This is a genomic window from Rhodospirillaceae bacterium (genome assembly GCA_040219235.1).
In the GTDB taxonomy this organism is placed as follows: domain Bacteria; phylum Pseudomonadota; class Alphaproteobacteria; order Rhodospirillales; family Rhodospirillaceae; genus WLXB01.
The window spans coordinates 361,121-387,988 of record JAVJSV010000016.1 but is presented as its reverse complement, the minus strand read 5'-3'; the positions used below and the strand labels follow the sequence as shown (position 1 = coordinate 387,988).

Sequence of the window (26,868 nt, the reverse complement as noted above, 5' to 3'; positions counted from 1 at the left end):
GAGGGAATATGGGGCGGGCGAGTCTGCCTGGAAACCCCCTCTGGCCTATGTTAGCTAAGTTATCTGGTTCAGCGGCGGATAATCGAGGCACATATGAGTAAACTCATAGCAGGCAATTGGAAAATGAACGGGCTCAGGGATGGCGCAATAGCGTTTGCCGACGAGCTCGCCGATAAGGTGGCGTCGCATAGGGGATTGGCTGATGTCGCGATTTGCCCGCCCGCACCTTTGATTCCGATTGTTCTTGAGGCCGTTAGATCACGTGGCATTAGCGTCGGCGGGCAAGATTGTCATGCCCAGGAGGCCGGCGCTCACACAGGAGACGTGAGTGCGGCCTTACTCGCTGACCTCGGTTGCCACTATGTTATTGTCGGGCATTCCGAGCGTCGCGCCGATCACGGCGAGACCGATGCCCAAGTTCAGGCCAAAGCGAGTGCGGCTTTGGCGGCTGGACTGACCGCTATTGTTTGTGTGGGAGAGACTGAGGCTGAGCGCGATACCGGGCAGACTGAGGTTATTGTGGGGGCGCAAATTGATGACTCTCTGCCACCTGGTGGTTCTCCTGAGACCGTGGTGATTGCGTACGAGCCTGTGTGGGCAATTGGTACCGGAAAAACCCCATCTTTAGAGGATATTGCAGACATTCATGGTTTTATTCGGGCCAGAGCCAAGGCCAGCCATGGATTAGGGAATGAGCTTAAAATTCTCTATGGGGGGTCGGTTAAACCCGGCAATGCGGCGGATATCCTAGCGATTGATGGCGTCGATGGGGCCCTGGTGGGCGGCGCAAGTCTGACCGTGAGTGACTTCTGGGGAATTATTGCAAGTTGCCCCTAGCGAAAGGCCGCAAAGATGACTAAAACCCCTTTCAATAGAACGGGGTAGACGATTGGTTTTAAGTCTGCTCCATCATTCATAAAGATCAGAGATTCCATGGCTACTGTACTTCTCGTCATACATTTGATTATTGCCATTGTTATGATTGGCATGATTTTGCTGCAAAAGAGCGAAGGCGGTGCCATGGGCGGTGGGTTGACCGGTGGTGCCTCTGTGACGGGGATGAGCCAGGCGCGGTCTCGTGCGACCCCTCTGACTCGCGGGACGACAATTTTGGGTATTGTTTTCTTTGGCACAAGCCTGGGCCTCGCGCTGTTAGCCAAGCCTCAAGATGCGCCAACCTCCATCTTTGAGACCACGCCGGTACAAGAGGGTGGTGCTCAAGTGCCTATGGTGCCAAGTGTGCCGAGCGTTCCCTCCATTCCATCTGTTCCCAACGAAAACTAGCGTATTTTGCATCATGGATGTCCCCAGGACTGACCGGACTATGATAAATAGCCGGAACAGCGACCTCTGTGCTTGCAGCGCAGGAAAATCTAGATACATTAGCGCTCCATGACGCGGTTTATATTTATCACCGGCGGCGTGGTTTCTTCCCTTGGAAAAGGTCTCGCATCCGCTGCGCTTGGAGCGCTGTTGCAGGCGCGGGGCTATTCTGTTCGGCTGCGCAAACTAGACCCCTATTTGAATGTTGATCCCGGGACGATGAGCCCGTTTCAGCACGGTGAAGTGTATGTCACGGATGATGGCGCTGAGACCGACCTGGATCTTGGCCACTATGAGCGCTTTACCGGGGTGCCATCTCGCCAGAGCGATAACGTTACGACCGGGCGGTTGTACTCTGATGTGATCGCCAAGGAACGTCGCGGCGACTATCTGGGCGCAACCGTTCAAGTTATTCCGCACGTCACCGATGCCATTAAAGAGTTTGTGCAAGCTGATTTGAGTGGTGAGGACTTCGTGCTGTGCGAGATTGGCGGCACAGTGGGTGATATCGAGAGCCTGCCGTTTTTGGAGGCCATTCGTCAATTGGGCAATGAATTGGGGCCTGAACGGTCGATGTTTCTGCATCTGACCTTGGTGCCGTATATCGCGGCCGCGGGTGAGTTAAAAACCAAGCCAACGCAGCATTCGGTGAAAGAACTTCTGGGCCTCGGCATTCAACCACAAGTGCTGATCTGCCGGATGGAACAGCCAATGCCCGATGCCGAACGGCGCAAAATCTCGTTGTTCTGTAACGTCAGAAAAGACTGCGTCATTCCGGCGATGGATGTTGACTCCATCTATGCGGTGCCCATGGCTTATCACGAGCAGGGCTTGGATACGGTCGTCTGCCGTCATTTCCGCTTACCGATCGATAAAAAACCAAGCCTGACAATCTGGAACGACATTGTCAGTGCAGTGCGACGCCCAGAGGGCGAGGTGACCATTGCGGTGGTTGGAAAATATGTACAGTTGCCGGATGCTTATAAGTCGCTGTCCGAGGCCCTGACCCATGGTGGCATCGCCAACAATGTCAGTGTTAAGCTGGACTGGATTGATGCTGAAATCTTCGAACGCGAAGATGTGGTGCAGCACCTGGAACATGTCCATGGCATTTTGGTGCCGGGTGGTTTTGGCGAGCGCGGCGCTGAGGGCAAAATTAAATCGGCTCAGTTCGCCCGTGAACGTGATGTGCCGTATTTCGGAATCTGCTTTGGGATGCAGATGGCGGTGATTGAAGCCGCACGCAATATTGCCGGCCTTACTGGCGCGACCTCGACGGAATTTGGTCATGCCAAAGAACCGGTGGTTGGCCTGATGACGGAATGGGCCAAAGGCAACTCAGTTGAGCAGCGCGGTGAGGAGGATGATCTGGGGGGCACCATGAGACTGGGGGCGTATCCCTGTGATTTGGTGCCGGGCACACGCGTTGCAGATATTTACCGATCGTCGTCAATTTCAGAGCGCCATCGTCATCGCTATGAAGTTAACATTACCTATCGTGACAAACTTGAGGCGGCGGGCTTGACGTTCTCAGGGTTGTCACCAGACGGTGTGTTGCCTGAGATCGTCGAGTATGAAAATCATCCGTGGTTTATTGGCGTGCAGTTCCATCCGGAATTGAAATCCAAGCCCTTTGATCCACATCCTTTGTTTACCTCGTTCATCGCTGCCGCTGTGGCCCAATCGCGGCTGGTTTAGCCGCTCACCGGAAGAGTCGTGTTGTCATGAACCAATCCGCTTTCCCTCCGAAGCATGTTGCCGTTGGCTCGTATTTTGTCGGGAATGATTTGCCGTTTGTGGTGATTGCCGGGCCATGCCAGATCGAGAGCCGGGAACACGCCTTGGAAACCGCCAGTGCACTCAAAGAGATGGGTGAGAAAGCGGGCGTCCCGATCATCTACAAAAGCTCCTACGACAAAGCCAATCGCACCAGCGTTGCTGGTCAGCGCGGCTTGGGACTTGAGAAATCCTTACAGGTTTTTGCGGATGTACGTGAAGCAACGGGATTGCCAACACTGACAGACGTGCATGAAAAAGACCATTGCGCCCTTGTGGCGGAGGTCGCTGACGTGTTGCAGATTCCGGCGTTCCTCTGTCGTCAGACAGACTTGCTGATCGCGGCAGGTGAAACGGGGGCTGTGATCAATGTCAAGAAAGGCCAGTTTCTTGCGCCCTGGGATATGAAAAACGTGGCCGCCAAGGTGGCCTCAACAGGTAACGAGAAAATTCTACTCACGGAGCGCGGTGTATCCTTTGGCTACAATACGTTAGTAACCGACATGCGCGCTCTGCCGCAGATGGCACAAACCGGCTATCCCGTGGTGATTGATGCCACACATTCGGTGCAGCAGCCTGGCGGTCAGGGCACAAGCTCGGGCGGCAAACGCGAGTTTGCGCCGGTGATTGCCCGCGCTGCTGTCGCGGTTGGGGTCGCAGCGGTGTTTATGGAAACACATGCGGACCCAGACAATGCCCCCTCTGACGGGCCAAATATGATTCACCTACACGACATGCCTGAGATTTTGGCGACCCTGAAAGCGTTTGATGAAATCGCCAAGGCCAGACCCGTCGTTATTTAAATTAGCTGTGTACGAAGAGGATTCCCATGAGTTCCATTATTGATATTGCTGCTCGTGAAATTTTGGATAGCCGTGGCAATCCAACTGTTGAGGTGGATGTTATTCTCGACACGGGTGCCAGTGGCCGCGCGGCGGTGCCGTCGGGTGCATCAACGGGGGCGCATGAAGCGGTTGAGCTGCGCGATGGCGATAAATCACGCTACAACGGCAAGGGTGTAATCAAAGCTGTTGAAGCCGTGAACGGTGAAATTTTCCAGGCGCTGTCTGGTTTCGATGCCGATGAACAACGCCATATCGATCAAACACTGATTGATCTGGATGGCACGCCGAACAAAGCGCGGCTCGGGGCCAATGCGATCCTAGGGGTGTCGTTGGCGGTGGCGAAAGCGGCGGCGGATGATGCCGGACTGGATTTATACCGCTATGTCGGCGGTGCGGCGGCGCATGTGTTGCCGGTGCCGATGATGAACATCATCAATGGCGGAGAGCACGCGGACAATCCTATCGATATTCAGGAATTTATGGTGATGCCGGTTGGCGCGGATGATGGTGTTGACGCCATTCGCGTTGGCGCCGAAGTGTTTCATGCGCTGAAAAAGCAACTGACTGAAGCTGGCCACAACACCAATGTCGGCGATGAAGGCGGTTTTGCGCCGAACATCGACAGCGCGGAGTCTGCTTTGAGTTTCATTATGAAAGCGATTGAGTCTGCTGGATACAAGCCAGGTGAGGATGTCGTGCTGGCGTTGGATTCCGCCTCTACGGAGTTCTACAAAGACGGCGTGTACAACATGGCGGGTGAAGGCAAGAAGCTCGACGCCGGTGGCATGGTGAAGTTCTATGAAGATCTGATCTCACGCTATCCTATTGTCTCGATTGAAGATGGCATGGCCGAAGACGACTGGGACGGCTGGAAAGCTTTGACCGATGCCATTGGGCGCCGGGTGCAGTTGGTGGGCGACGATTTGTTTGTCACGAATCCGGATCGCTTGCGTGATGGCATTACGAAGGGGGTGGCCAACTCCATACTGGTGAAGGTCAATCAGATCGGCACACTGACGGAAACCCTGGAAGCCGTCGAGATGGCTCACAAGGCGAGTTATACGGCGGTGATGTCGCATCGCTCGGGCGAAACAGAAGATTCAACCATTGCTGATCTCGCGGTGGCCACAAACTGTGGTCAAATCAAAACCGGGTCATTGTCGCGGTCTGACCGGTTGGCCAAGTACAACCAGTTGATCCGCATTGCCGAGGGGCTTGATCAATCGGCGCGGTTTGCTGGTCCAGAGTTGAAGCTGCGCTGGGGGCTTTAGTCTCTGACGATATTACTCCGCTGACTCCAGCTCGCGCACAAGTCTAAAGCCAAGAGAATACACGGCAACATGTGGTGAAGGCGCCTTGCTGCGATTGGCCGCGCGGAGGTGTCCCGGAAAGATATTGCTGAAGCCGCCACCACGATCGAGCACCGCGTTGCATAGGCCACCATCGCCCCAGGCAGACCCGTCTGTGGGTGCGCCTTCAAAAGAGTCACGATAGCAATCGGCCTGCCACTCCCAAACATTACCGATGGTGTCATACAGGCCAAAGCCATTGGGCAGGTATGAGCCGACAGGGGCGGTGCCGAAGCCGACACCATCATCGCAATTTACCGCATTCCACGCTGGCACGTCGGCCTTGGCGCTGAGATCGGAGATATTAGCGTATTCGCAGGCATTATCTTCACCGCCGGGGAAAGAGTAAGCGGTTTGGGTGCCCCCGCGCACGGCGTATTCCCACTCGGCTTCTGCTGGAAGACGATAGGTGTAGCCCGTTACTTCTGTGAGCCAGTCCGCGTAAGCAACGGCATCCCACCAAGAGACACACACCATCGGGTGGTCGTCACTCACACTGTAGTCTGGATCGAGCCAGGAGTTGGCGTCTTCAAAGGCAAGTTGTGTGCCATTCCAGATCAGACAGCGGGCGTTGCCCCAGTGGCCTGTTGCATTAACGAAGGTCGCAAATTCTTTGCGCGTGATTTCGTATTTGCCAATGGCGAAGGGTTTTGAATGTGTGACGGTGCGGACAGGTCCCTCATCACTGCCGCGATGTTGTTCATCGTCCGGTGCGCCCATCTCGAACTGGCCAGCCGGGATAACCACCATTTCTGGGCAGTCTGAACAGTCCTTGAAACTGTCTCCAACCTGGGGAGGGCCTGAGGCACAGCCCGCCAGACTGAACAGCAGGGCGAGGGTGCCTGCTGCGCGCATCACAGGTTTAACTGTTTGAGGAGTTGTTCCTCAAGGTGTGGGGCCGCACCGGCGGCTCCATTGTCGATATCCAGCAGGACTTTCCAGCCGTCGGCTGTCATTTCCAGCAGCGCGATGTAGCGGCCATTGGAAGGTTCGCCAACCTGCTTGCCGGATTCTTTATCGACACCAACAGAGGCATAGTCGCAAATGATGTAGGACCAGTCGCCGATGTCGTCGCCGTTGACTTCCATGGCGATGATCTCAGACACCAGATAGGGTTTGGTAGAGGACGCGAAAGCTTTACCCCAACTTTCCTCCAGGCCATCCCGGCCGGTGAGTTCCATGCGTTTGGTGTGGGCAACAACCAAGCGCTCCAGATAGTCGTTGACGGATCCCTCAAGATCACCGGCATTAAAGCGCGCCACAGTGTCATCGTGGAATTTTTGTACGGCGGCGTATTGGGCTTCTGTGCCGCCGTTGAGATCGACAGCCTGTGCTGCAATTGGCGTAATGAATAAGGCGGTAGCGAGTGTGAGATGTTTCAGCATGGTGTGGTCCCCCGGACAGTCACATGGTTAACGTGAGTCCGAGGGTACACCAGTTTCTTCATCCCCCGCAAAGGGGCGTCGGACAGCCTTTCGTGCAGCGTTTACTCTGCGGCTTCGACTTTAACGTCCTCTGCTGGCATATAAAGTGAGCCGCCGGCGCGATATTTTTCCGCCATTTCTGCCATGCCTTTTTCAGCATCTCCGAAGCCACCCTTGGCGGCTTCATCACGGATATCCTGAGAGATTTTCATGGAACAGAACTTAGGTCCGCACATAGAGCAGAAGTGCGCCACTTTGTGCGCTTCTTTTGGCAAGGTCTGATCGTGGTATAGCCGCGCTGTTTCCGGATCAAGCGAGAGGTTGAACTGATCTTCCCAACGGAACTCAAAGCGGGCGCGAGACAAGGCATCATCGCGGTCTTGCGCACCGGGATGCCCCTTGGCCAGATCAGCGGCATGGGCAGCGATTTTATAGGTGATTACGCCGACTTTGACGTCTTCACGATCTGGCAAGCCTAGGTGCTCTTTTGGCGTGACGTAGCAAAGCATGGCGGTGCCGAACCAGCCGATCATAGCCGCACCAATGCCAGAGGTGATGTGATCGTAACCAGGAGCGATATCAGTGGTCAGTGGACCTAAGGTATAGAAGGGCGCTTCGCCGCATTCCTTGAGCTGCTTCTCCATGTTGATCTTGATTTTGTGCATGGGCACATGGCCCGGGCCTTCGATCATGACCTGGCAGTCTTTTTTCCACGCGACTTCGGTCAGTTCGCCAAGGGTTTCCAACTCTGCAAATTGAGCTTTGTCGTTGGCGTCCGCAATCGAGCCCGGGCGCAGACCGTCGCCAAGAGAGAAGCTGACATCGTACATGCGCATGATGTCGCAAATGTCCTCGAAGTGCTCGTAGAGGAAGGACTCTTTGTGATGAGCCAGGCACCACTTCGCCATGATCGATCCACCGCGTGACACAATGCCAGTTGTACGCTCTGCTGTGAGCGGCACATAGGGCAGGCGCACACCGGCGTGAATGGTAAAGTAATCAACACCTTGTTCAGCTTGCTCAATCAGCGTTTCGCGGAAGACGTCCCAGTTGAGATCTTCGGCGACGCCGTTGACCTTTTCCAAAGCCTGATAAATGGGAACGGTGCCGATGGGGACGGGGCTGTTGCGAATGATCCATTCGCGAATATTGTGAATGTTGCGACCGGTTGAGAGGTCCATAACATTATCGGCCCCCCAACGCGTGGCCCAGACCAGCTTTTCAACTTCTTCCTCCATCGACGAGGTGACGGCGGAATTGCCAATATTGGCGTTTATTTTGACCAGGAAGTTTCGGCCAATAATCATCGGCTCGGCTTCTGGGTGATTGATATTGGACGGAATGATGGCGCGGCCGCGGGCGATTTCGTCACGGACGAATTCTGGTGTGCAGTAATCGGGAATCTCGGCGCCGAAGTCTTCGCCATCGCGGGCCAAAGCTTCAGCGGCTTGAGTCCGGCCTTGGTTTTCGCGGATGGCAATGAATTCCATTTCCGGTGTGATGATACCGGCGCGGGCATAAGCGATTTGGGTGACGGCTTTACCGTCTTTGGCTCGATACGGACGGTTCAAATTCGGAAATTCTGGCGCCATTTTGTCTTTTGAAACAAAGCCATTGTCGGCAGGCGTCACAGGGCGGCCATCATACTGTTCGACGTCGCCGCGCGCGGTGACCCAGGATTCACGGAGGCGCGGCAGTCCGGCGGAGATGTCTGTTTCGACCGCTGGGTCCGTGTAAGGACCAGAGCAGTCGTAAACCGTAACCGGCGGCTCATTCGCGGTGGGGTGAAGGCCAATCTCACGCATGGGCACGCGGATTTCAGGATGCAAAATCCCAGATTTGTAGACCTTCTGAGAGGCGGGCAAAGGGCCAGTGCTGACTTTAGGTTTTGCTGATGGGCTGACGTGGTTCATGGCGGCCTTTCCTACACACGCTAAGGCGCGTGAATTATGATGATCCTGCGTCTGGCGGTTTTTTGAGGGAAAGGTGTTGCGGGGTTTATGCCGGAGACCATTCCCTACGCCAGTACAACCTGGATCAGGTTCTTAGGGTCGTTAAACCGCGCCTATCTGCTGCTTAGCTGGCGCCCTTTAACCTCTCAACCCCGTATGGTGGGGCTCCCCTTTGGTGTTTTCACAGTAGAACCGCGCGTGAGGAGGGTCAACGTAAAGCGGGATGTTTAGGTTGGTTTTTAGACACATCTGTAATCACCTTCGTTTCAGTGATACGATTTGGTGCGTCGTTACGTATACGTGTTTAATACCTCATCACTTAAGCGTTTAAGGAGAATATCAGGATGGAACCGAATGTCAGTGCCGTTGACCGCATAATCCGCATCCTTGTAGGGGCCGCCTTGGTCGCCATTCCATTTACCATTCCCACAAACGGCGATTGGGTACGTCAATTGATGGAAATTGTGGCGGGATTACTGGGTCTATCTCTAGTTGCGTCTGGCGTTCTCGCTTACTGCTGGGTTTACAACATGCTGGGCATCAATACCTGTAAACCCTCCACTTAAGTTTAAATTTAAAGCCCCTTTCATGAGGGGCGTGGTTGAAATCTTTTGTCTCGCGTTGGTCTGACCTCGCGTTGATGTGATCAGGCGGGGCATTAACCAGATGTTTGAGCGTGGTACAGTGCGTGATCTGTCACCACTGAGGAGGCCGCAGTGCGCGCCATTTTATCGAGCTTGGTTATCTTATCCGGTTTGGGCGTCTGGGCTTCAGGCCCGGCTTCAGCAACGGAAATAATTGATGTTGGCCCGGCAATCGGCTCAGCCATTCCTGATGCTTTCAATGTGCGCGATGCAAATGGCACTGAACGGACTTATGCGGACGTTGCAGGCGCGCAGGGCTTGGTTTTGGCTTTCGTACGATCCGCCAGCTGGTGCCCGTTTTGCCAGTCACAGATGAAAGACCTGCAGAACATCGCCGCTGATCTCAAAGAACGCGGATATGAACTGGCCGTTTTAAGTTATGACGAGCCGAAGGTGCTGGATCAATTCGCGAAGAAGCAGGGCATTACGTATACCTTGCTGTCGGACGAAGGCTCCAAGGTTATTGATGCCTTTGACGTGCGTGATCCGCAGTATGGTGAAGAGTCTATGGCCTACGGTGTGCCGCAACCCGTGATCTTCATTATTGATCCAGCTGGAACCGTGCAGGGCAAACTGGCCCTCGAAGGTTATCGTGATCGCCCACCGCTGGAAGATGTGATGGCTGAGGTCGAACGTATTCTGGGCAAGATGTCCTAACAGCACGTTCTTCATAACAATGTTGGTGGGCCAGCTCTGCAACGAGTTGGCCCATTTCTATGTCTCTTTCATGTCCTTCATTATGTCCCAATAAGGAAGCGTGACCATTTTCCTGTCAGCCGCTTAACGGCGATACCGATGCCGAGGCTTACGCCGATGGCAATGATGAGAAATAAGCCGCCGAGGGCAACTGTTCCTAGTGCGCTTGGGGCTGGCACAGCCAAAGCGTTAAACGAGGAAATGAGAGCAATCAGCACCGCAGCATGCAGGAAATAGATGGTCAGCGCATAGGTCGCCAAGGGGTCGAGCCAGCGCGGCAGACGGGCTTCGTTGGCTTTTAGAAAAAGCAGAACGAGCAGGGCGAAGGACATCTTTTGGATGTAAAACAGTGTTTCACGGAAGGGGAGTCCTGCCACTCTTCCGGTCTCTGTTATGTACGCATAGATGAGAATGGCGGTGGTTACCGCAACGGCGGCCATTAGAGGGACCTTCCATGCGGCGATCCGGCGCAGCTTTTGATGGTAGTCCTGGCCGAGATAAATACCGGCGCTGTAAGCACCGAGAAAGTATACAACCGTGTTCCAACTAAACTCCGGCCATGCGCGTGGTGAGATCAATGGAGCCAATATAAGGGGAATGATAAGCCAGCGTGTCTTCGGTGACTTAAGCACAAAGACGATGAAAGGCGTCGCAAGGAAAAGCAATGCCAGAACAGGGATGTACCACAGGTGATACACCGTACTGCCGTGCAGGAAATTAGAGACCAAGCGGTCTGCGAACTCCATGACCCTGTCGGAAAAAAGCCGGTCCGTATCGAACAGGCCAAAGCGCTGGAAAAACAGTGAAAAAATAATGGTAATTATGAGATAGGGCACGACCACATTACTGAGTTTCCGTTGAAAGAAGTTGGTCCAAGACCGGCCGGTCTGGATAACGGAAAACAACAGCCCCGAGATCAATGTGAAATAGAGCGTTGAATCATGAAAAATGACCTCGTTCAGCGCATCTACATAGTTGTCTGACGGTGACCATGGGTTAAGCCCAGTGTAGTGAATAACGTTACCCCAGCAATGGATCGCAGCAATGTTGATGATTGCAAAGCCGCGAAACGCGTGAAGATGCTGAACGTAACGTGTTTGATTTTGACTCTGCACCGGATCTGCCAAAAGCCTGACCTTATTTTTTGCAATTACTTTTAATCATTTGACTATTGACCTAAAACTCCGGGCGCACCACCCATATGATCAGGTGTTTTTTCAGGGCCTATACAACTCCCTTCTGATTTTGCATATAGGATTCATATGGATCAGGCCCTCATTATGCTCTGACCTCAAGGTCCACCAGATCATAGATTTTGTCTCCTTCCGGAAAGGTCATCCGGACGGGCAGAAAGTCGTCTTCGGTGGTCCACATGCACAGCGTTTTGCCTGCTCGCACGGGCCAGTCAAACCGGTGGCAGGCAAAGGTTCCGGCGTCTACGGTGAGATTTTCCTCCCCCTGGTAGATGTAGCTGTAGGTGCGCCGCGCCATAATGGGGCCTGACTCCCCGGCGGGCAGGGGGGATGAATTCAAACAATTCTCTAAAATCTGAGGGCTGTCTGTGTGCTGACGTTTCATATGAGCCAGTTTCCAGATATCGCAACAGATGGGGTGGGTGCCAAAAGCATTCAGCGGAGCGTCTAGCGCAATCCGCTGGCTTAATCGGCCTTCGTTAACGGTTTGGGATTCACCTTCTGCCAAAGACGGACTGAACCGGAACCAGCCGCTGCCGAGCGCTTTACCTTCTTCGGCAAGACGCACATAACATTCAACCGGTCGCCAATCCGGTCCTACGGTGTAGGTGACATCGCGGGTGAGCCCAAGATCGTCAAATTCACACACGGCGCGCAACGTGCGCAAGCCATTGGCTTGGATACTGACGCTAAAGAATTCACGACCAAATTCAGTAACCTGTTTTCCGACTGGATTGTGGCAATAACTGACTTTACCTCTGATCAGACGGGGCATGTTATGGTTCCTATTGTGGTTAACATCTAGGGTTGATCTAGCTCAGATTTATTCGCGTTTTTATGACCATAAGCTCAGTATAAGCTGAATGTTGTGAAAGCCATTGTCCGAAGTAAAAACCCTTTTCGTTCATCAGCTTTGGGCGTATACACCGCGACCTTTTGCCAATAGTGGCATAGCGTTGTTTTTCTCTTACTCATATTACACGCCACATGATTAGTGATTTTATCATTATGATAAGCCAAACTTTTCTCTACACGATCGACGAATGGCAAATCTTTGTTGCCCTTGTTTTGATGCTCATCGCTATCAACGCCATCGCTTTTAGATTTGGTGTCCGTTATCCCGATGACGAGCAAGAGCATGGGTTTTCTCAAGTTACATCATTCCAAGCGGCTTCCCTTGGTATGCTGGCGCTATTGCTTGGTTTTACATTTTCCATGGCGGCAGGCCGTTTCGATGAGCGGCGGGATTTGGTGGTTCAGGAAACCAACGCCATTGGCACGGCATTGCTGCGCGCTCAGTTGCTGCCACCGCCCTATGCAGATGAGGCAGAAGACCTGCTTAAACAATACGTTGGTGCGCGGGTGGCGTTTCAAGAAGCGGGAATTGATGAAAATGCCCTGAGTCAGTCAGACCAAAATTCAGTCGATTTACAAAATGCTTTGTGGGCCCTTACGGCTGATATGACAGGCTCTTTACCTCCCACGGTGACAATGAGCTTATTTGCCCAGAGCTTAAACGATGTGATTGATCTTCAAGCCACGCGCAAGGCTGCCTTAGAGCACCGGGTTCCGGAAATCGTTTTTTTTGTGCTTTATATCGTTGCAATTTTTGCTTTCGGTCTCATCGGGTACGGATGTGGACTGGCAAAAAAACGCAATTTCGTTCCAACCTTGGTGATGATTGTGCTCATCTCAGTGGTGATCATGCTGATCACTGACCTGGATCGTCCAAGGCGTGGACTGTTTCAGGTGAGTCAACAGACGTTCCTCGATCTTGAAGCGCAGATCGAGGACGTCCATTAAGTCATATTAGGCGTCGAACTGTAAAAACTGTTCACCCAATAGCTTACCGAAAGCAATAGCTGGGGTTACGAGCATGCCGCCGCAGATGGCGCGACCACTTGTAGCGCCTGTCCCGAGGATTTCGCCAGCGGCGTAAAGCCCGCCGATTTTTGACCCATCCTGGCGAATGACCTGCAAGCCCTCGCCAACGGCGATGCCCGCGAAGGTGGTCAGGAACCAGCTTTGCAGACGCACACCATAGAACGGTCCTTTTTCGATCGGTAAGGGCATATGGGTCCGGCCCAGCGGATCCTTGGTCTCTCCGGCTTGGGCTTTATTGTACTCAGCAACAGTTCTGGACAGGCCCGTTTTATCGACGCCCATCTTCACGGCCAGTTCCTCAAGGGAGTCGGCCTTAAAGAAGTTATGATAGCCCTCGTTGAAAGCTTCAGCGATGTCATCTGGCTCCATCATACCCATGAAGCCGCCTGAAATGAGGCGTGGAGCCTGGGTATGTATTTCATGATCCCAGACCGTCCAGCACTGTTCGCCAGGTTGTTCGACCAGCGCTTCTTCATAGGCGGCGTGACTTAAAATATCTTCCTGCAGGAAGCGCTTTCCTTGCGCATCGACGATGATTTCCCATGGGGGTCTGTCCCCAGGGAAGTGGCGGGCGACCGCGACCATAGGGGCTGGATAATCTTCGTCGGCAAGGATGGCACCGAACAGTGGCAAGTGGTGTTCGCCATAGCGGACATAGCCGCCAACCGAGGTGCCGAGGGTGATACCCGCGCCCTGGCTGTAGGGATAAGACACGTCAGAATAATCTGGTGCGCCCTCGAGTTCTTCAAACATTTCTGGGTTGGAGGCATAGCCGCCACTGGTGAGAACCACATTCTTACCCATATAGCGTGCTGTCTTTCCATCGGCATTGACGGTGACGACGCCGATCACGTTGCCATTATCGTCTTGAATAAGCTCAGACGCTTCGGTGCTGGTCATGATGGTGACGGCACCGGACGCGGTGAGAGGCTCAAGAAGCTTCTCGAAAACCGCAAGAATGCCCATGGCGCCTTCCTTGTGCCAGGCGTAGCGAGCGTGACTGTAGGGCTCGTGGGTCGTGCCGGTCACGGGATGATGAGGATAGACCTCAAAGCCATTATCAGTCAGCCAATCAAAGGCGGGGGCGGCGTTTTCAGTGGCCAGACGCAGGATATAAGGATCCGCGGTATTATTGCTGATGCGCATGACGTCGTCGTAATGGGATTGCGGGCTGTCGCCGGTGATTCCCTTTGATTTCTGCAGCTTGGTGCCGGCGGCGCTCATTTGGCCAGACGAGAGGAACATGGTGCCACCAATCACCGGCGCGGCTTCGATAATAAGGACTTTAGCGCCCCGCTGACCGGCAAAAATCGCTGCGGGAAGGCCGGCCGTTCCGCCGCCGATGATAATGGCATCCCAGGCATCGTCTGCGGCTTTGCTCGGTTGCGAAGTGGTTAGCGTCGCGCTGGCGGCTGCGGCACCTGCGGCGGACAAGAACTGCCGCTTGCTGATGTTCTGTGACAATGGGCTGTGAAACTTGGTTTTCCTGGTCATTAAGACCTCCCTGAGCATCTATTTTATGAAACATTAACGCACCCGAGGCGCTTAGCCTAGCGCGGTTTCTCTGTATTTTAAGAGGTATGCCCGCATCGCGACCGCTAATCGGGTTGCTGTTGCCAGGCTGTTAAGGTCGGCTCACTATAGCAAGTCATCTGAAATTCTGGGGAGGGACAGCTATGTTGGATCGTAGAACGGTGTTCAAAGCGACGACAGCGATTGGTGCTGCTCTTTCGTCCCTAGTCGGTGGGCGCGCAGTCCAAGCCAAATTGCCGAAAAGCGTTGATGTTGAGCCACGTGGGACGGATCGCCGCCTTGAGCGTTTACCAAAGCTGGATGTTGAAAGCCGCGAAGACTTCCTGACCCAATTCCGGATTTGGGTAAACCGCGATGTCCGCCGCGCTGGGGCGCAACGCGCGGACCGGATCTTAGAGGCCGCCGGGCTTGATAAGCGCGCCCAGATGTCTGACGAAGCGGCCATTGAACTGATTGGCGGCGATCATATTGTTGGTCTCAGTGGTCGGGCGTGGATCAGCGCTCAGCAAATCATGTGGAAAAATCTGTACGACGAATTTCATGGCAACGCCGATGCCTATCTGGCGGAAATGGAAGCCGCAGATAATGCGGGGCCGGGCACCTTGGAACTCAACCCAGATATGGTGTTACCAAAATATACCAAACACGAAATTCACATGCAGCCGGGCGGCTATGTGGGAGACGCTTTTGCAGGCCATATGTATCACTATGGTACGAATAACTTCTGGGAGGGTCGTAACTACCAGGATGAAATGCACGCCAAGCTGGTGGATACTATTCCGACACCCAAGGACGGCAAGGTAAAACGCATTCTGCATATGGGATGCAGTGCCGGACAGTTGACCTTACGCCTGAAAGAAAAGTACCCGGATGCCGAGGTTTGGGGCATCGATGTCGGCGGACCCATGGTTCGCTATGCACATATGCGGGCCGTGGATTTAGGCGTAGACGTTCATTTCGCGCAGCGCTTGGCCGAGGATACCAAATTCCCGGACGGTCACTTTGATTTGGTGACATCCTTCCTGCTGTTCCATGAGGTGAGTGCTGAGGCCGCCGCGCAGATTATCGCCGAGGGTCATCGTGTGCTGCGCCCGGGGGGGGTGTTTTTTGCGCGGGATCAGTTGGACTGGGATAAGATGCCCCAGCAAACGCCGTTTCAGCAGTATCAGAGATTTTGGATTTGGCGCTGGAATCATGAGGTCTGGCAGAAAGACCATCGCAGCAACAATTATCCTAAGTTGCTGGCCGAGGCGGGCTTTGAAGTTGATGATAAAACACCCCAGGAGCGGGGCGCGTTTAGAGGGAGTATGATGGGTGTGAAGCAAGCCTGAGCTTAATCTCAAGCTCAAACAAGACCACATAGGTATGCGTAAAATTTATTGCTAGTGTCATCGGTGGTATTGGACGCTTAGCCTATACGCCAGATATTCTATAAATAAATTAAAGCTATCTGAGTAACCAATCACGGTGGCAGTTTCGTTACTGTGTATTTGAAGGGTTTTAAAGATGATTGATCGTCGCACGTTGTTTCCAGCGCTCACAGCTCTTGGCGGAGCTGCCAGCGCTTTCTTTGGTGGACGCAAGGCCACAGCTGCGACAAATACCAAAGGCGGCTTTGCCGGTGATCTTGAACCACGCGGTACACAAGGTCGATTAGAACGCATTCCTGAGCTTGATCTTGAGAGCCAGCAGGACTTCCTGACGGGGTTTCGGCGGTTCACGGGGCGCGGTTTCAATCGCATCGCGTCGAAGCGTTTGGCTGAATTGTTTGAAGCTAAGGGTTTGGACCCGCATGGTGACCCATCAATCGAGACAGTGCTTGAAATCGCTGGTGATGACCCAGTTCTGGGCATGCATTGCCGCAGTTGGGTCAGCATGCAGCAGCTGACCTGGAGCACGGTGCAAGAACTGGTGTATCGCGATCCTGATAAATATCTCGCCGAGTTGGAAGCCGCTGATAAAGCCGGACCAGGAACGCTGGAACTGAATCCGGATATGGATCTGCCCGATCATGTGAAGCATGAAATTCACATCATGCCGGGCGGTTATGTGGGTGACCCTCTTGGCGGGTATGTTTTCCATTACGGGACCAACAATTTCTATGGTGGCAATAATCATCAGGATGAATTGCATATCTCTTATGCGGATTCCGTGCCAGTTCCCACGACACCACAGCCGGGCGGTCGTCCTCTGCGTATATTGGAAATGGGCTGCACCATTGGACAGATGACAGTTGCCCTGAAAGAGCGTTTTCCGGATGCTGAGGTTTGGGGCATCGATGCTGGCGGACCAATGGTCCGTTATGGACATATGCGGGCCGTCGACCTTGGCGTCGATGTGAACTTTGCACAACGCCTGGCGGAAGACACTAAGTTTGAAGACGGCTATTTCGATATCGTCACGTCTTATATTTTGCATCACGAGATGCCCGCTGAGATTTCAAAACAGACGGTAAAAGAAACCTTCCGTATTCTGCGCCCCGGTGGTGTGTTTTTCCCGATTGATTTTTACACCGGTGAAAACAAACCGAGTGTCAGTGCCGGGCAGAAGTTCCGCCACTGGTGGGATCACCGCTGGAACAACGAAGTCTGGTGGGACGAATATGATGATTTGGATCTCTTCGGGGAAATGGAATCTGCCGGATTTGAGACCACCGAAGATGGTCCGGCTGCCTGGATTGGGCGGAAAAACCTGTTAGGAATCAAACCCGCCTAATACGGGCCTTAATAGCTTTAACGTCCATACTGACTGGAGCTTCGCTATGCTTGATCGCAGAACCCTTTTTCCTGCTTTAACCGGACTTGGTGCTGCAGTTGGAGCCACAGCTGGGGCTTTAATCGGGGGACGTAAGGCTGAAGCGGCGCCACCAAGCTTTAAAGGTGATCTTGATCCGCGCGGCACCGTGGGCCGGCTTGAGCGTCTGCCGAACTTGGATCTGGAAAGCCAGCAGGATTTTCTGACTGGGTTTCGAACCTTTACCGGACAGGGGTTTCGCCGCGCGTCCGCGCAGCGCATGGCCAAGTTGTTTGAAGCCAGGGGCCTGGACCCTCATGGCGATCCGCCCATGGAAACCATCCTGGAGATTGCTGAGAACGATCCGGTGTTGGGCATGCACTGCCGCACATGGGTCAGTCTTCAGCAAATGACGTGGGGGACCATTCAATCCCACCTGTATCAGGACGCCGACAAATATCTGGCGGAACTGGAAGCCGCTGACTCTGCCGGACCCGGTACTCTGGAATTAAACCCGGATATGGTGCTGCCGGATCACGTAAAGCATGAAATTCACATCATGCCGGGCGGCTATGTTGGCGACCCCCTGGGTGGTTACGTTTATCACTACGGCAACAATAATTTTTACGGCGGTCGCAATGATCAGGATGAGGTGCAGGTTGATTTTGCCAGCAGAGTGCCGGTTCCAACCTCACCACAGCCCGGCGGACGGCCACTTCGCATTCTGGAAGTCGGATGCACCACCGGGCAGTACTCTATCGCGCTGAAAGAACGGTTCCCCGATGCCGAAGTGTGGGGCATTGATGCCGGCGCGCCGATGCTTCGGTATGCCCATATGCGTGCGGTTGATTTGGGCGTTGATGTGAACTTTGCCCAACGTCTGGCGGAAGATACTAAGTTTGAGGACGGCTACTTTGATATCGTCACGTCCTATATTTTGCATCACGAGATGCCCGCTGAAATTTCCAAGCAGACCGTGGCTGAGACGTTCCGTGTTTTGAGGCCGGGCGGCGTGTTCTTCCCGATTGACTTCTATACGGGAGAAAACAAGCCGACTCCCAGTGCAAATCAAAAGTTCCGCCATTGGTGGGATCATCGCTGGAACAACGAAGTCTGGTGGGATGAATACGATGACCTCGACCTCTTCGGGGTCATGGAAACCGCCGGTTTTGACACCACAGAGGATGGCCCAGCGGCCTGGATTGGCCGAAAAAACCTTATGGGACTCAAACCGGCCTAGGTTTTTTCGGCAGATTTCTGCCGTTCGCTTAGCATCCAAAATCTGCAAAGCCTTTGATTTTTTGCTCCCATGGGTTCATCATAAGGTCATACGTGTAATACCTTTGACCAACCTCCTGGGAGGCTTCACATGATTGACCGCCGTACTTTATTTGGTGCCACAGCCGCGACAACAGCTTTTTTGTCATCCTTGGTGAAGGGGCGTTCGGCTCAAGCCAAAACATCCACTGACGGAGCATTTCAGGATGTGGAGTGGCGCGGTACACGCGGACGCTTAGAGCGTCTTCCCGAGCTTGATCTGGAAAGCAGCCAGGATTTTCTGACCGGCTTTCGCAACTTCGTAAACCGTGACATGCGCCAGGCGGCGCAAAAGCGTTTTGCGGTTTTGATGGAAGAACGCGGCCTGACGGCGGACGATGATCTGCCGATGTCAGAGATTTTGGAGATGGTTGAAGATGATCACATTATCATGGGCAGTGTGCGGGGCTGGGTCTCCAACCAGCAACTGACCTGGAAGCAGGTGCAAGATCATTTTCATGCCAACGCGGATTTGTATCTGGCGGAAATGGAATCAGCGGACAACATCGGACCTGGATCATTGGAGCTAAACCCTGATCTGGATATACCTGAGTACACCAAGCATGAAATTCATATTCAGCCTGGTGGCTACGTGGGAGACCCGTTTGCCGGGTACATCAACTACTACGGCGTCAATAACTTCTACGGCGGCAGCAATTACGACGATGAAGTCCAGGCCGCTATTGCGGAACGTGTGCAAACCCCACGCGACGGCAAGAAGGTTGAGCGTATTCTCGACCTTGGCTGTGCCACTGGTCGTTTGACCTTTGCCATGAAGGATCGTTTCCCTGAGGCCGAAGTTTGGGGCCTGGATGTTGGCGGACCGATGGTGCGCTTTGCTCATACGCGTGGCGTCGATTTGGGCAAAGACGTTCATTATGTTCAGCGTCTGGCGGAAGATACTAAGTTTCCGGACAACCACTTTGATCTGATCACGGCGTACATCATGTTCCATGAGGTCACGTCGGAAGCCCAGGATAAAATTATCGCTGAAGCGAAACGTATTCTGCGGCCTGGCGGCGTGTTCTTCCCGATGGATTTCCAAACCGGTAAGCAGGCTCCGAAGAGCAATGTGTACCGTTCGTTCTCAATTTGGCAGGACCATAAATTTAACGGCGAGCCGTGGCGTGTTGAATATGCCTCGCGTGATTTTGGCGATGTGATTAGGGCCCACGGCTTTGACGTAGACGAAAGTATTCGTCCGGCGCGGCGCGGTCATGGTGCAATTATGGCGACCAAACCTGCGTAAGAGATTCTAAATACCCTGAAATGATTAAAGAGCCCCGCCACCGTGACGGGGCTCTTTTTTTGTTTTAAATGAAGTAACGGAGGAGGAGAAATCCGATTCACTCATGACCATCTGAATGTGCTCGAGCCGAATTAGGTCAGGCTGATCTGTGCTTTCAGAATGAGAGCGATAATTGCCGCCACAATAACTGAAATGCCGCTGAGATTAAGCGCAATGGCCAGAAGGTATCCTTCTTTCAATGAGCACCAGCCCCTCTGTTTAGCGCAAATTTCTGACCATAAAGCCATCATTGTCATTGTCCCTTTGAAGAGTTCTGCTCTCCGGATAAGACGTCTCGGACGCCGTCGTACCTCCATCACATAGCGGGCCTCGCGCAAGACGACGCTCTGTCCTATAGTTACGGACAAGGCTTATGGGGTGGGGTTACTCCGCGCATGAATGATGAGCGAGAGGTTCAGAGATTTTTTATAGCCGTGCAGCCGCAATTGCGGCGGTTCCTGACTGCACGTTTTGGCAATGAAGCCGATGCGGATGACGTTGTGCAAGAGACGTTTATCAAGCTCCATCACGTTGCACAGTCAGAAAACATCGAAAATGTAAAAGCATTGGCGTTTAGCATCGCGCGGAATCTGTCTGTTGATCTCATTCGGCGGAACACACGTGCCAAAGCCAGGGACTCCGCCTACGGTGGCTTGCGCACGGACACCGCTGGGGAGGATTTTGTTGATCGAACGCCAGACGCGGAGCGGCAATTGGCTGGTCGCCAAGACCTTGCATGCTTGCTCAATGCGTTGGAGACTTTGACGCCCAAAGTAAGGCAAGCCTTTGTTTTGCATAAGATCGACGGCCACTCTTATGCTGAGGTCGCCAGATTAATGGGCTTATCCAAAAGCACTGTCGAAAAACACATGATCAAAGCTTTGCGGTTACTGGCTGAGGCGTTGAAATGAAGCGGGGTCACATAAAAGTGTTGAAACCTGTGGAGGTGGGGCTGACCTGGTGTCGTCTCACCTGTGAGGCAGATTGCGCTGTGATGAAGCGCTTTTATGCTGAATTACTACGGGCGACGACAGATGTTTGAAACAGCAGAAGAGAGACGGGAACGGGAAGCCTTGGCCTGGGTCCAAGTGCTGAACGCTGAGTCTGTGTCTGATGAGGAAATGGACGCCTATTTGTCGTGGATGGAGGCGGATACCATGAACGCGCAAGCGTTCAGAGACCTTGATGCGGCCTGGATTGCGGCCGGGGATGCCAGGGACTCCATTCGCGCCCGCTTTGGTCCCGAAGCTCGAGAAAACGGGGTGTCGAAATCTTTCTGGCCGTCGACCTTAGCGCCGGCTTGGAGAGCACAGGTGGTTGTTGTCTGCGGCGTTTTATTGCTTGCTGTGTTGTTCTTGCTACCAGTCGAGGACGTGAACATTGACAGTATTCAGTTTGCGACGGCGATTGGGGAACGCCGTGATGTTACTCTTGAGGACGGTTCAACTGTAACCTTGAATACGGGATCGATGATTGACGTCTCCTTTCAAAAGACCAGGCGGATTGTGTCTTTGTCGCGTGGCGGGGCGTTGTTTGATGTTCAGCCAGATTCCGCCCGACCTTTTATTGTGCGTATGGATGGCGGCGCGGTGGAAGTGTTGGGCACGATCTTTGATGTGCTACGCCAACAAAACGGATTTGCGGTCACGGTTCTGGAAGGGCGGGTCTCCGTAAGCGCGGATGTTGATGGGCCGGTGCCGAACAAAGCGGTGGTCTTAACGCCCAATCAAGGGGCAAACGTCAACACTGAGGTCGTGGCGATTACGTCCTATGCGGTTGATGCCGCTGAAGCAGCATCCTGGCGGCGAGGACAGCTGATTTACAAGGATGCAAGCCTCGGCAAAGTTCTTGAAGACCTCAACCGGTATTCTGAAACCACAATCTCTGTTCAATCACCTGACCTTGAAGCTCTCACGTTTACTGGTGTTCTCGCCATAGAATCCGCTGACATTATGACGCAGCGGTTGGCGGGTCTATTGGAACTGTCGGTTGTTACAGAAGAGGGGGGCGGTCTTCGCCTTCAAGCACGTCCGTAGTGGTTCGTCTAGGAGGCTTGCTGTTTGCCGCATTTGTAGTCTGTCTGACCAGCTATACAGATGTTCTTCGGGCGCAAGATCAAAGCGCGGCTGTCGTTTCTTCTGAAGTGCCAGCACGCCCCAGACTGACATTTTTTGAAATTGCGTCGGCACCGATTGAAGAGGCGCTCATTACGTTGGCCTTACAAGGCAACGTGTCTGTCGGTGTGTCGAACCCAGAGGGTGTGTTTTACATCGCACCACGGGTGAGTGGGTTGTATTCCGCAGGCGACGGGTTGCGTATTTTGCTCCGCGACAGTGGTTTAACATATGCGTTCATAGACTCGCAGACCGTGCGTGTGTTTCCTGACCTTGGACCGCGGGCTCAAAAAGCAGCTGTCACGCCGAGCCGACGACCGATCAATAGCAGAACGCGGGATGCGCGCTCGGGGTTGGAGGAGGTTATTGTGACCTCGACGAAGAGAAGGCGTGTCCCCCAAGATATTGCCGTTAGTGTCGCAACCGTTGGGGCAGAGCAGCTTGAGGCCATGGCGGTGCGTGATACGGAAGACTTGATCGGCCTTGTGGCTGGTTTGAGTTCGACCAATCAAGGGCCAGGGCGGAACAAGGTCTTTTTACGCGGTCAATCGGATGGCCCGTTGGCCGACCGAACCCAGTCGACCGTTGGTCTTTACATTGATGAATCCCCGCTGGTGTTCAGTGACACCAATCCTGATTTCAGGTTGGTGGATGTGGAGCGTATAGAAGTCTTGCGGGGTCCGCAGGGCACCCTTTTTGGGGCCGGGTCTTTAGGCGGCACCTTTCGCATTATCACACAAAAACCTGATTCCTTTGAAACTCTGGGAGAGGTCAGTCTGGGTGGGTCATTTACGAACAGCGGCAGTCCCAGTTATCGGGCGGATGGGATGATCAATGTGCCCTTAGTTGCGGGGCGCTCTGCACTCCGGCTCGCCGTGTTTAATGACTTATACGGCGGCTTTATTGATGACGTGCGTTTGGACGAAGAGGATGTCAATGAAGCTCATATTTTTGGCGGGCGGGTCTCCCTTCAAACCGATATTGGACAACGTTGGTCAGCCCTGCTGACGGGAAATGCGCAAAAGATCAGCCTCGACGACACGCAATATTACGCGCCCGATGTAGGCTTGCTGGTGCGTAATAACTATATCGCGGAACCCCGCCAAGATCAGTTCTATCAGGCTGGTTTGGTTATCGATGGAGATTTTGGCTGGGCGAAGTTTCTATCAGCGACAACGCATATTCGGCGACGCATTCAAAACCAATCAGATGCGTCTCTTGCCGTGCCTGATCTTCTCAACTTGTCGCTTCGGTCGAGCCCTTTCACATCGCGCAACAAGATCGCAACTCTTGCGCAAGAGGTGCGGCTGTATTCCGACGGTCGCCGTTTTGATTGGCTTGTTGGTGGCTTCTATCTGGATCGGAATGAAAACGTCAAAACAACTTTCTCTGTGCCTGGGGCTGGAGCTGCGTTTGCTGAAGACGGGTTCCCAAATGACGTGGTTTTTGCCGAGGACAGGGATGATGATGTTCAACAGATCGCCGCCTTTGGCGATGTGTCGTTCCGTCTTACGCCAAGGCTTGAACTGTCCTTGGGGATGAGATGGAATCGCGCGACATTAGACGTATCATCGCTCACAACGGGACTGTTGAGCGGGCGCGCTGAAGAGACCGATTTGCCTAATAAAGAGAATGCAGTCACCCCGAGGGCTTCACTTCGTTATGAACTATCCGCGTCGACACAGATTTATGCACAAGCGGCCAAGGGATACCGTGTTGGCGGCGTCAATATCAACACGCCGATTTCTGCCTTGTTTGACCCTGGTCTAGACCCGGACGAAGCGATTCAAACGCAAACATTTACGGATGACTCGTTGTGGAACTACGAACTTGGTTTCAAATCACGGTTGTTCGAAGATCGTCTGAGCATTGATGTCTCTGCATTTTATGTGCGTTGGGATGATATTCAGTCAGACCAGATTCTTCCGACAGGGTTCTTATTTGTAACCAACGCCGGAAACGCCACGAACTTTGGTGTTGAAATGCAACTCACTGCAAAGGTTTCCGATCATCTCACTGTGACAGCCGTTGGCATATGGAATGACCCGACATTGTCACAAGCCAATGCGTTCTTGAATGCAGAGAAGGGGGATCGTTTGCCGGCTGTTTCAGCTTTCACGGCAAGTCTGGGGTTCTACTATTCGAAGCCAATAAATGCTCGTATGTCTTTCAATATGAGTGGAGATTACCGGTATGTCGGGGCCTCTCGATTGTTCTTTGATCAGGATGTGTCGCCTGAAATGGGCGAGTTCCATCGGGTCGGATTGCGGACTGGTTTAGGATTTGAACAGTGGCAGGCGCAGATCAGCGTCTCTAATCTCTTTAATAATCGCGGCAATACCTTTGCGTACGGCAATAGCTTTAGCCTGAGCGCGACATCACAGTTTACGCCGCTGAGACCCAGGACCTTCGGTTTAGAGATTTCTCGCCGTTTCTAGCTTACGGTAGCAAAGGGGCTAACCATCTGTCGGCGCAGGTATTTGCTCGGTCCCCAAGATGAGCGCTTTTGCGTATTCCGGTGCGATGAGGTGACAATACAATGCCCCTTTGAAACGGTCGGGCGCCATTTTAAACAGCAGACTGGTCCAATCAATTTGCATGCGTTTGCTTTGTATATGCAGCGCGCCTGACTTGCCGCGATAGGCGAAATCAAAGGGTTTGGTCCAAGATGTGCCCATCATAACCGAGATATCTTCATCAAATATAATTTGGGCATCTGACAAGACGCGGTTGGCCGCTTCTTCTGGCGTCAGCGCAGCAATAACTGCTGACACATTGGCCCGGTTAATGGCTTCACAGGAAAGTGCCTCTGGGTTCACTTTGTCTTCGCCATAGACTTCGGCAATGTGATCCGGCGTCTTCATTTTACACGAGACCATGCGGGGGGCGCCATCTGGACCGGTGGTGGTGAACTGCTCATTGCGGAGCGGATCGACAGAGGCTTTAGAGAGCACGAAGGCGTCAAAGTCCGGGTGCACCATTGTTTGCGCTGGAATGGTGTTGCTCATGATCGTTGTCTGAACCTTAGTGCAGAAGGTGTCTGTAATCTCGGTTTGGCCGTCTGCGGCATCGGCGCCCGTTACGGAAACGAGAAGACCAAACAGCGATATGGAAAAAAGACCTGAGCGGTTCATAGATTACCTTCCTGTGTCAGCTAATCTTCATGCGGTGCGGGCATTGGTAAGAAGTTGGCCATCAATACTGAGATAACGAGCAAGGATGCACAAATAATAAAGGGAGAGGCGGGGGCGATTTGATAGGCGATGGTGCCAACAATAGGTCCGATCATAAAGCCTACCGCTTGGAAGGCCCCGGTCAGACCAGCCATGCTGCCCTGGTTTTCTGGTCCGGCAGCCAGAGAAGCCGCCGTCATATAGGCTGGCCAACCAACGCCGCCGCCCAATCCAAAGAGGCCCATAGCACCAATGAGCGCCCAATAGCTGGGAGCGACCATAATGAGTAGAACCGCGACAAAAGCGACTGGCATGCCGACATTTATCATCCGGCGCGGCGACCATTTTAGACGCGGAATAACTCCAATTTGAATGATGATCTGTGCAATGGCTGAGACAAACAGGGCAATGCCAACGCCACGCGCTGTTTCTGCCGTGCTGAGTCCGAATGTGTCCTGGAAGTGAAAGCCGAGGATAACAACCATGGTCACGTTACCGAGGATAAGGACCATAAAACCCCCGGCGATGCTGAGCACCGCCGGGGTCATAATGTGGCGGAAACCGACTTTGTCCGATCGCTTGTGGCGTTCTGGCTCATGCAGGCAGTAAATGTATAACGCGACAGCCGCGAAGCCCATCACGGTGACAATATAAAAGGGGGCGGTTGGCGACAGAGATGAAAACATGGCTGCAATAGCGGGGCCGACAACAGACCCAAAACCCCAAGCTGCGGTGATCATGGCCAAGCCACCGGCACGGTTCTCCTTGCTGGTCATATCTGCAACCATGGCCATTGTTGCTGGGTAGATTGCGCCAGACGACAACGTGTACAAGCCACGCACAGCGACCAGGAGAAGGAAGCATGTGAATGCGCTCATTGTTCCAGCAAGGCGCAGATCAATTGTGAAGGCGAAAGCTGCCGTCATAATGACGTAGCCCACAGCACCAACCAGAATCACATTCTTGCGTCCCCAGTCTTCGCTGATGCGGCCCCACACCGGCCCCGTGATCAGCATGAAAGCGCCACCGACGGCGAGAATCACGCCAACTTGCCATTCCAAGAAGCCCATATCCCGGCCCAAAGGAGGCAGGATGGTGATGAGAAAGTTGTTACCGATGGCGCTGATCAGCATGCCATAGGCGAGGACCAAGCCAGTGATTCTGGGTAATGTCGCTGATGGAGGAACAGCAGGTGTGACGGGGCTGGTTGTCTCTGTCATTCGAAAACTTTCTGTGTCGGTAACGTGATGCTTACGGTTTTAATAAGTAGGTCCGATCACCAATTCGGGGGGGATGGCTGTTGCTGACCGTAGAATGGCCACCGGCGTGTTATGAGTGCTGATGACTGCGGATGTACAGGAAAAAAGACAGAAAACAGCGATTATTTGCGGCCTTTTGCGCGTTTATGAGATGGTGTGTGAATTGAATTTCTTCTCAATAGTTGTGGTTTCGGTTTAGGTGTTGGGCGTCTAATTTGATCTGAAAACCTATTAAAAACAGTGGGTTATAAAATATACTGCGGTTATTCACTCTGCCAACAATAAACGGAGATAAAATTGATCCGGATCAAACCGGAAAGCATCTAATCGTCTCATAGATGACGTATAATTTTCGAATAGGCTAT

24 protein-coding genes and 1 riboswitch are annotated in these 26,868 nt (G+C 53.3%); of the genes, 15 read left to right on the top strand and 9 right to left on the bottom strand.

The features are described 5' to 3' along the window. Window positions 1-93: 93 nt before the first annotated feature. From tpiA to eno, 5 genes are all read left to right on the top strand, one after another. Window positions 94-837, top strand: coding sequence for a triose-phosphate isomerase (tpiA, locus tag RIC29_16455; protein MEQ8736517.1), 744 nt, complete (start codon window positions 94-96; stop codon window positions 835-837). Window positions 838-933: 96 nt separating this feature from the next. Continuing rightward, the gene (gene secG, locus RIC29_16450; protein ID MEQ8736516.1) at window positions 934-1,284 is read left to right on the top strand and encodes a preprotein translocase subunit SecG; all 351 of its coding nucleotides are present in this window, start codon (window positions 934-936) and stop codon (window positions 1,282-1,284) included. Window positions 1,285-1,392: 108 nt separating this feature from the next. Further along, on the top strand, window positions 1,393-3,021 hold the full coding sequence (locus RIC29_16445; protein MEQ8736515.1) for a CTP synthase: 1,629 nt from the start codon (window positions 1,393-1,395) through the stop codon (window positions 3,019-3,021). Window positions 3,022-3,047: 26 nt separating this feature from the next. Next, the gene (gene kdsA / locus RIC29_16440; GenBank protein ID MEQ8736514.1) at window positions 3,048-3,902 is read left to right on the top strand and encodes a 3-deoxy-8-phosphooctulonate synthase; all 855 of its coding nucleotides are present in this window, start codon (window positions 3,048-3,050) and stop codon (window positions 3,900-3,902) included. A 26-nt stretch (window positions 3,903-3,928) separates the two neighbouring features. Then, window positions 3,929-5,215 carry a phosphopyruvate hydratase gene (gene eno, locus RIC29_16435; protein ID MEQ8736513.1) on the top strand — a complete coding sequence of 429 codons (1,287 nt, stop codon included), beginning with the start codon at window positions 3,929-3,931 and terminating at the stop codon, window positions 5,213-5,215. A 12-nt stretch (window positions 5,216-5,227) separates the two neighbouring features. Here eno and RIC29_16430 read toward each other — a convergent pair whose 3' ends face one another. From RIC29_16430 to thiC, 3 genes are all read right to left on the bottom strand, one after another. After that, window positions 5,228-6,148 carry a formylglycine-generating enzyme family protein gene (locus RIC29_16430; GenBank protein MEQ8736512.1) on the bottom strand — a complete coding sequence of 307 codons (921 nt, stop codon included), beginning with the start codon at window positions 6,146-6,148 and terminating at the stop codon, window positions 5,228-5,230. After that, entirely contained in the window at window positions 6,148-6,678 is a 531-nt protein-coding gene (locus RIC29_16425) for a hypothetical protein (protein ID MEQ8736511.1), read from the bottom strand. The genes RIC29_16430 and RIC29_16425 overlap by 1 nt, the downstream gene beginning before the upstream one ends. 101 nt (window positions 6,679-6,779) lie before the next feature. Further along, window positions 6,780-8,630, bottom strand: a complete 1,851-nt coding sequence (gene thiC / locus RIC29_16420; protein MEQ8736510.1) for a phosphomethylpyrimidine synthase ThiC — start codon at window positions 8,628-8,630, stop codon at window positions 6,780-6,782. An 84-nt stretch (window positions 8,631-8,714) separates the two neighbouring features. After that, window positions 8,715-8,851, bottom strand: a riboswitch (TPP riboswitch). A gap of 162 nt (window positions 8,852-9,013) precedes the next feature. Here thiC and RIC29_16415 point away from each other — a divergent pair. Together RIC29_16415 and RIC29_16410 are read left to right on the top strand one after the other, a co-directional pair. Next, window positions 9,014-9,235, top strand: coding sequence for a DUF2892 domain-containing protein (locus tag RIC29_16415; protein MEQ8736509.1), 222 nt, complete (start codon window positions 9,014-9,016; stop codon window positions 9,233-9,235). Window positions 9,236-9,385: 150 nt separating this feature from the next. Next, window positions 9,386-9,970, top strand: coding sequence for a peroxiredoxin family protein (locus RIC29_16410; protein MEQ8736508.1), 585 nt, complete (start codon window positions 9,386-9,388; stop codon window positions 9,968-9,970). 80 nt (window positions 9,971-10,050) lie between these two features. On the opposite strand, the gene RIC29_16405 is transcribed toward RIC29_16410, so the two are convergent. Continuing rightward, window positions 10,051-11,136, bottom strand: a complete 1,086-nt coding sequence (locus tag RIC29_16405) for an acyltransferase (protein MEQ8736507.1) — start codon at window positions 11,134-11,136, stop codon at window positions 10,051-10,053. Between the two features lie 151 nt (window positions 11,137-11,287). Beyond that, window positions 11,288-11,977: a hypothetical protein gene (locus RIC29_16400; protein ID MEQ8736506.1), complete on the bottom strand. Its 690-nt coding sequence runs from the start codon at window positions 11,975-11,977 to the stop codon at window positions 11,288-11,290. A gap of 233 nt (window positions 11,978-12,210) precedes the next feature. Here RIC29_16400 and RIC29_16395 point away from each other — a divergent pair, with 233 nt between their 5' ends. Continuing rightward, the gene (locus RIC29_16395) at window positions 12,211-13,005 is read left to right on the top strand and encodes a hypothetical protein (GenBank protein ID MEQ8736505.1); all 795 of its coding nucleotides are present in this window, start codon (window positions 12,211-12,213) and stop codon (window positions 13,003-13,005) included. Between the two features lie 6 nt (window positions 13,006-13,011). Here RIC29_16395 and RIC29_16390 read toward each other — a convergent pair whose 3' ends face one another. Continuing rightward, complete coding sequence (locus RIC29_16390; GenBank protein MEQ8736504.1) at window positions 13,012-14,580, bottom strand: FAD-dependent oxidoreductase; 1,569 nt, start codon at window positions 14,578-14,580, stop codon at window positions 13,012-13,014. Window positions 14,581-14,762: 182 nt separating this feature from the next. Between RIC29_16390 and RIC29_16385 the strand changes: the two genes are divergently transcribed. The 4 genes from RIC29_16385 to RIC29_16370 all read left to right on the top strand — a co-directional run bounded on the left by RIC29_16385 (window position 14,763) and on the right by RIC29_16370 (window position 19,918). Next, entirely contained in the window at window positions 14,763-15,950 is a 1,188-nt protein-coding gene (locus RIC29_16385) for a class I SAM-dependent methyltransferase (protein MEQ8736503.1), read from the top strand. Between the two features lie 175 nt (window positions 15,951-16,125). Continuing rightward, window positions 16,126-17,334 (top strand): class I SAM-dependent methyltransferase, encoded by a 1,209-nt coding sequence (locus RIC29_16380; GenBank protein MEQ8736502.1) that lies wholly within the window; start codon window positions 16,126-16,128, stop codon window positions 17,332-17,334. A 46-nt stretch (window positions 17,335-17,380) separates the two neighbouring features. Further along, on the top strand, window positions 17,381-18,592 hold the full coding sequence (locus RIC29_16375) for a class I SAM-dependent methyltransferase (protein MEQ8736501.1): 1,212 nt from the start codon (window positions 17,381-17,383) through the stop codon (window positions 18,590-18,592). 129 nt (window positions 18,593-18,721) lie between these two features. Then, window positions 18,722-19,918 (top strand): class I SAM-dependent methyltransferase, encoded by a 1,197-nt coding sequence (locus tag RIC29_16370; GenBank protein MEQ8736500.1) that lies wholly within the window; start codon window positions 18,722-18,724, stop codon window positions 19,916-19,918. Between the two features lie 131 nt (window positions 19,919-20,049). On the opposite strand, the gene RIC29_16365 is transcribed toward RIC29_16370, so the two are convergent. Then, complete coding sequence (locus RIC29_16365) at window positions 20,050-20,208, bottom strand: hypothetical protein (protein MEQ8736499.1); 159 nt, start codon at window positions 20,206-20,208, stop codon at window positions 20,050-20,052. 144 nt (window positions 20,209-20,352) lie between these two features. Here RIC29_16365 and RIC29_16360 point away from each other — a divergent pair, with 144 nt between their 5' ends. The 3 genes from RIC29_16360 to RIC29_16350 all read left to right on the top strand — a co-directional run bounded on the left by RIC29_16360 (window position 20,353) and on the right by RIC29_16350 (window position 24,509). Further along, the gene (locus RIC29_16360) at window positions 20,353-20,868 is read left to right on the top strand and encodes an RNA polymerase sigma factor (protein MEQ8736498.1); all 516 of its coding nucleotides are present in this window, start codon (window positions 20,353-20,355) and stop codon (window positions 20,866-20,868) included. Window positions 20,869-20,991: 123 nt separating this feature from the next. Beyond that, window positions 20,992-21,993, top strand: a complete 1,002-nt coding sequence (locus RIC29_16355) for a FecR domain-containing protein (GenBank protein MEQ8736497.1) — start codon at window positions 20,992-20,994, stop codon at window positions 21,991-21,993. Next, window positions 21,993-24,509 carry a TonB-dependent receptor gene (locus tag RIC29_16350; GenBank protein MEQ8736496.1) on the top strand — a complete coding sequence of 839 codons (2,517 nt, stop codon included), beginning with the start codon at window positions 21,993-21,995 and terminating at the stop codon, window positions 24,507-24,509. The genes RIC29_16355 and RIC29_16350 overlap by 1 nt, the downstream gene beginning before the upstream one ends. A gap of 18 nt (window positions 24,510-24,527) precedes the next feature. Here RIC29_16350 and RIC29_16345 read toward each other — a convergent pair whose 3' ends face one another. Both RIC29_16345 and RIC29_16340 read right to left on the bottom strand, forming a co-directional pair. Then, window positions 24,528-25,205, bottom strand: a complete 678-nt coding sequence (locus RIC29_16345) for a hypothetical protein (GenBank protein MEQ8736495.1) — start codon at window positions 25,203-25,205, stop codon at window positions 24,528-24,530. Window positions 25,206-25,225: 20 nt separating this feature from the next. Further along, window positions 25,226-26,464: an MFS transporter gene (locus RIC29_16340; protein MEQ8736494.1), complete on the bottom strand. Its 1,239-nt coding sequence runs from the start codon at window positions 26,462-26,464 to the stop codon at window positions 25,226-25,228. Between the last annotated feature and the right edge of the window lie 404 nt (window positions 26,465-26,868).

Bases quoted from the DNA above. Each gene is read 5' to 3' on its own strand.
- RIC29_16370 (MEQ8736500.1), top strand. From the start codon at position 18,722: ATGATTGACCGCCGTACTTTATTTGGTGCCACAGCCGCGACAACAGCT.
- RIC29_16345 (MEQ8736495.1), bottom strand. From the start codon at position 25,205: ATGAACCGCTCAGGTCTTTTTTCCATATCGCTGTTTGGTCTTCTCGTT.
- RIC29_16430 (MEQ8736512.1), bottom strand. From the start codon at position 6,148: ATGCGCGCAGCAGGCACCCTCGCCCTGCTGTTCAGTCTGGCGGGCTGT.
- RIC29_16385 (MEQ8736503.1), top strand. From the start codon at position 14,763: ATGTTGGATCGTAGAACGGTGTTCAAAGCGACGACAGCGATTGGTGCT.
- RIC29_16360 (MEQ8736498.1), top strand. From the start codon at position 20,353: ATGAATGATGAGCGAGAGGTTCAGAGATTTTTTATAGCCGTGCAGCCG.
- secG (MEQ8736516.1), top strand. From the start codon at position 934: ATGGCTACTGTACTTCTCGTCATACATTTGATTATTGCCATTGTTATG.
- RIC29_16395 (MEQ8736505.1), top strand. From the start codon at position 12,211: ATGATAAGCCAAACTTTTCTCTACACGATCGACGAATGGCAAATCTTT.
- RIC29_16445 (MEQ8736515.1), top strand. From the start codon at position 1,393: ATGACGCGGTTTATATTTATCACCGGCGGCGTGGTTTCTTCCCTTGGA.
- RIC29_16380 (MEQ8736502.1), top strand. From the start codon at position 16,126: ATGATTGATCGTCGCACGTTGTTTCCAGCGCTCACAGCTCTTGGCGGA.
- RIC29_16390 (MEQ8736504.1), bottom strand. From the start codon at position 14,580: ATGACCAGGAAAACCAAGTTTCACAGCCCATTGTCACAGAACATCAGC.
- RIC29_16425 (MEQ8736511.1), bottom strand. From the start codon at position 6,678: ATGCTGAAACATCTCACACTCGCTACCGCCTTATTCATTACGCCAATT.
- RIC29_16415 (MEQ8736509.1), top strand. From the start codon at position 9,014: ATGGAACCGAATGTCAGTGCCGTTGACCGCATAATCCGCATCCTTGTA.
- RIC29_16400 (MEQ8736506.1), bottom strand. From the start codon at position 11,977: ATGCCCCGTCTGATCAGAGGTAAAGTCAGTTATTGCCACAATCCAGTC.
- RIC29_16375 (MEQ8736501.1), top strand. From the start codon at position 17,381: ATGCTTGATCGCAGAACCCTTTTTCCTGCTTTAACCGGACTTGGTGCT.
- RIC29_16365 (MEQ8736499.1), bottom strand. From the start codon at position 20,208: ATGATGGCTTTATGGTCAGAAATTTGCGCTAAACAGAGGGGCTGGTGC.
- eno (MEQ8736513.1), top strand. From the start codon at position 3,929: ATGAGTTCCATTATTGATATTGCTGCTCGTGAAATTTTGGATAGCCGT.
- thiC (MEQ8736510.1), bottom strand. From the start codon at position 8,630: ATGAACCACGTCAGCCCATCAGCAAAACCTAAAGTCAGCACTGGCCCT.
- tpiA (MEQ8736517.1), top strand. From the start codon at position 94: ATGAGTAAACTCATAGCAGGCAATTGGAAAATGAACGGGCTCAGGGAT.
- RIC29_16340 (MEQ8736494.1), bottom strand. From the start codon at position 26,464: ATGACAGAGACAACCAGCCCCGTCACACCTGCTGTTCCTCCATCAGCG.
- RIC29_16355 (MEQ8736497.1), top strand. From the start codon at position 20,992: ATGTTTGAAACAGCAGAAGAGAGACGGGAACGGGAAGCCTTGGCCTGG.
- kdsA (MEQ8736514.1), top strand. From the start codon at position 3,048: ATGAACCAATCCGCTTTCCCTCCGAAGCATGTTGCCGTTGGCTCGTAT.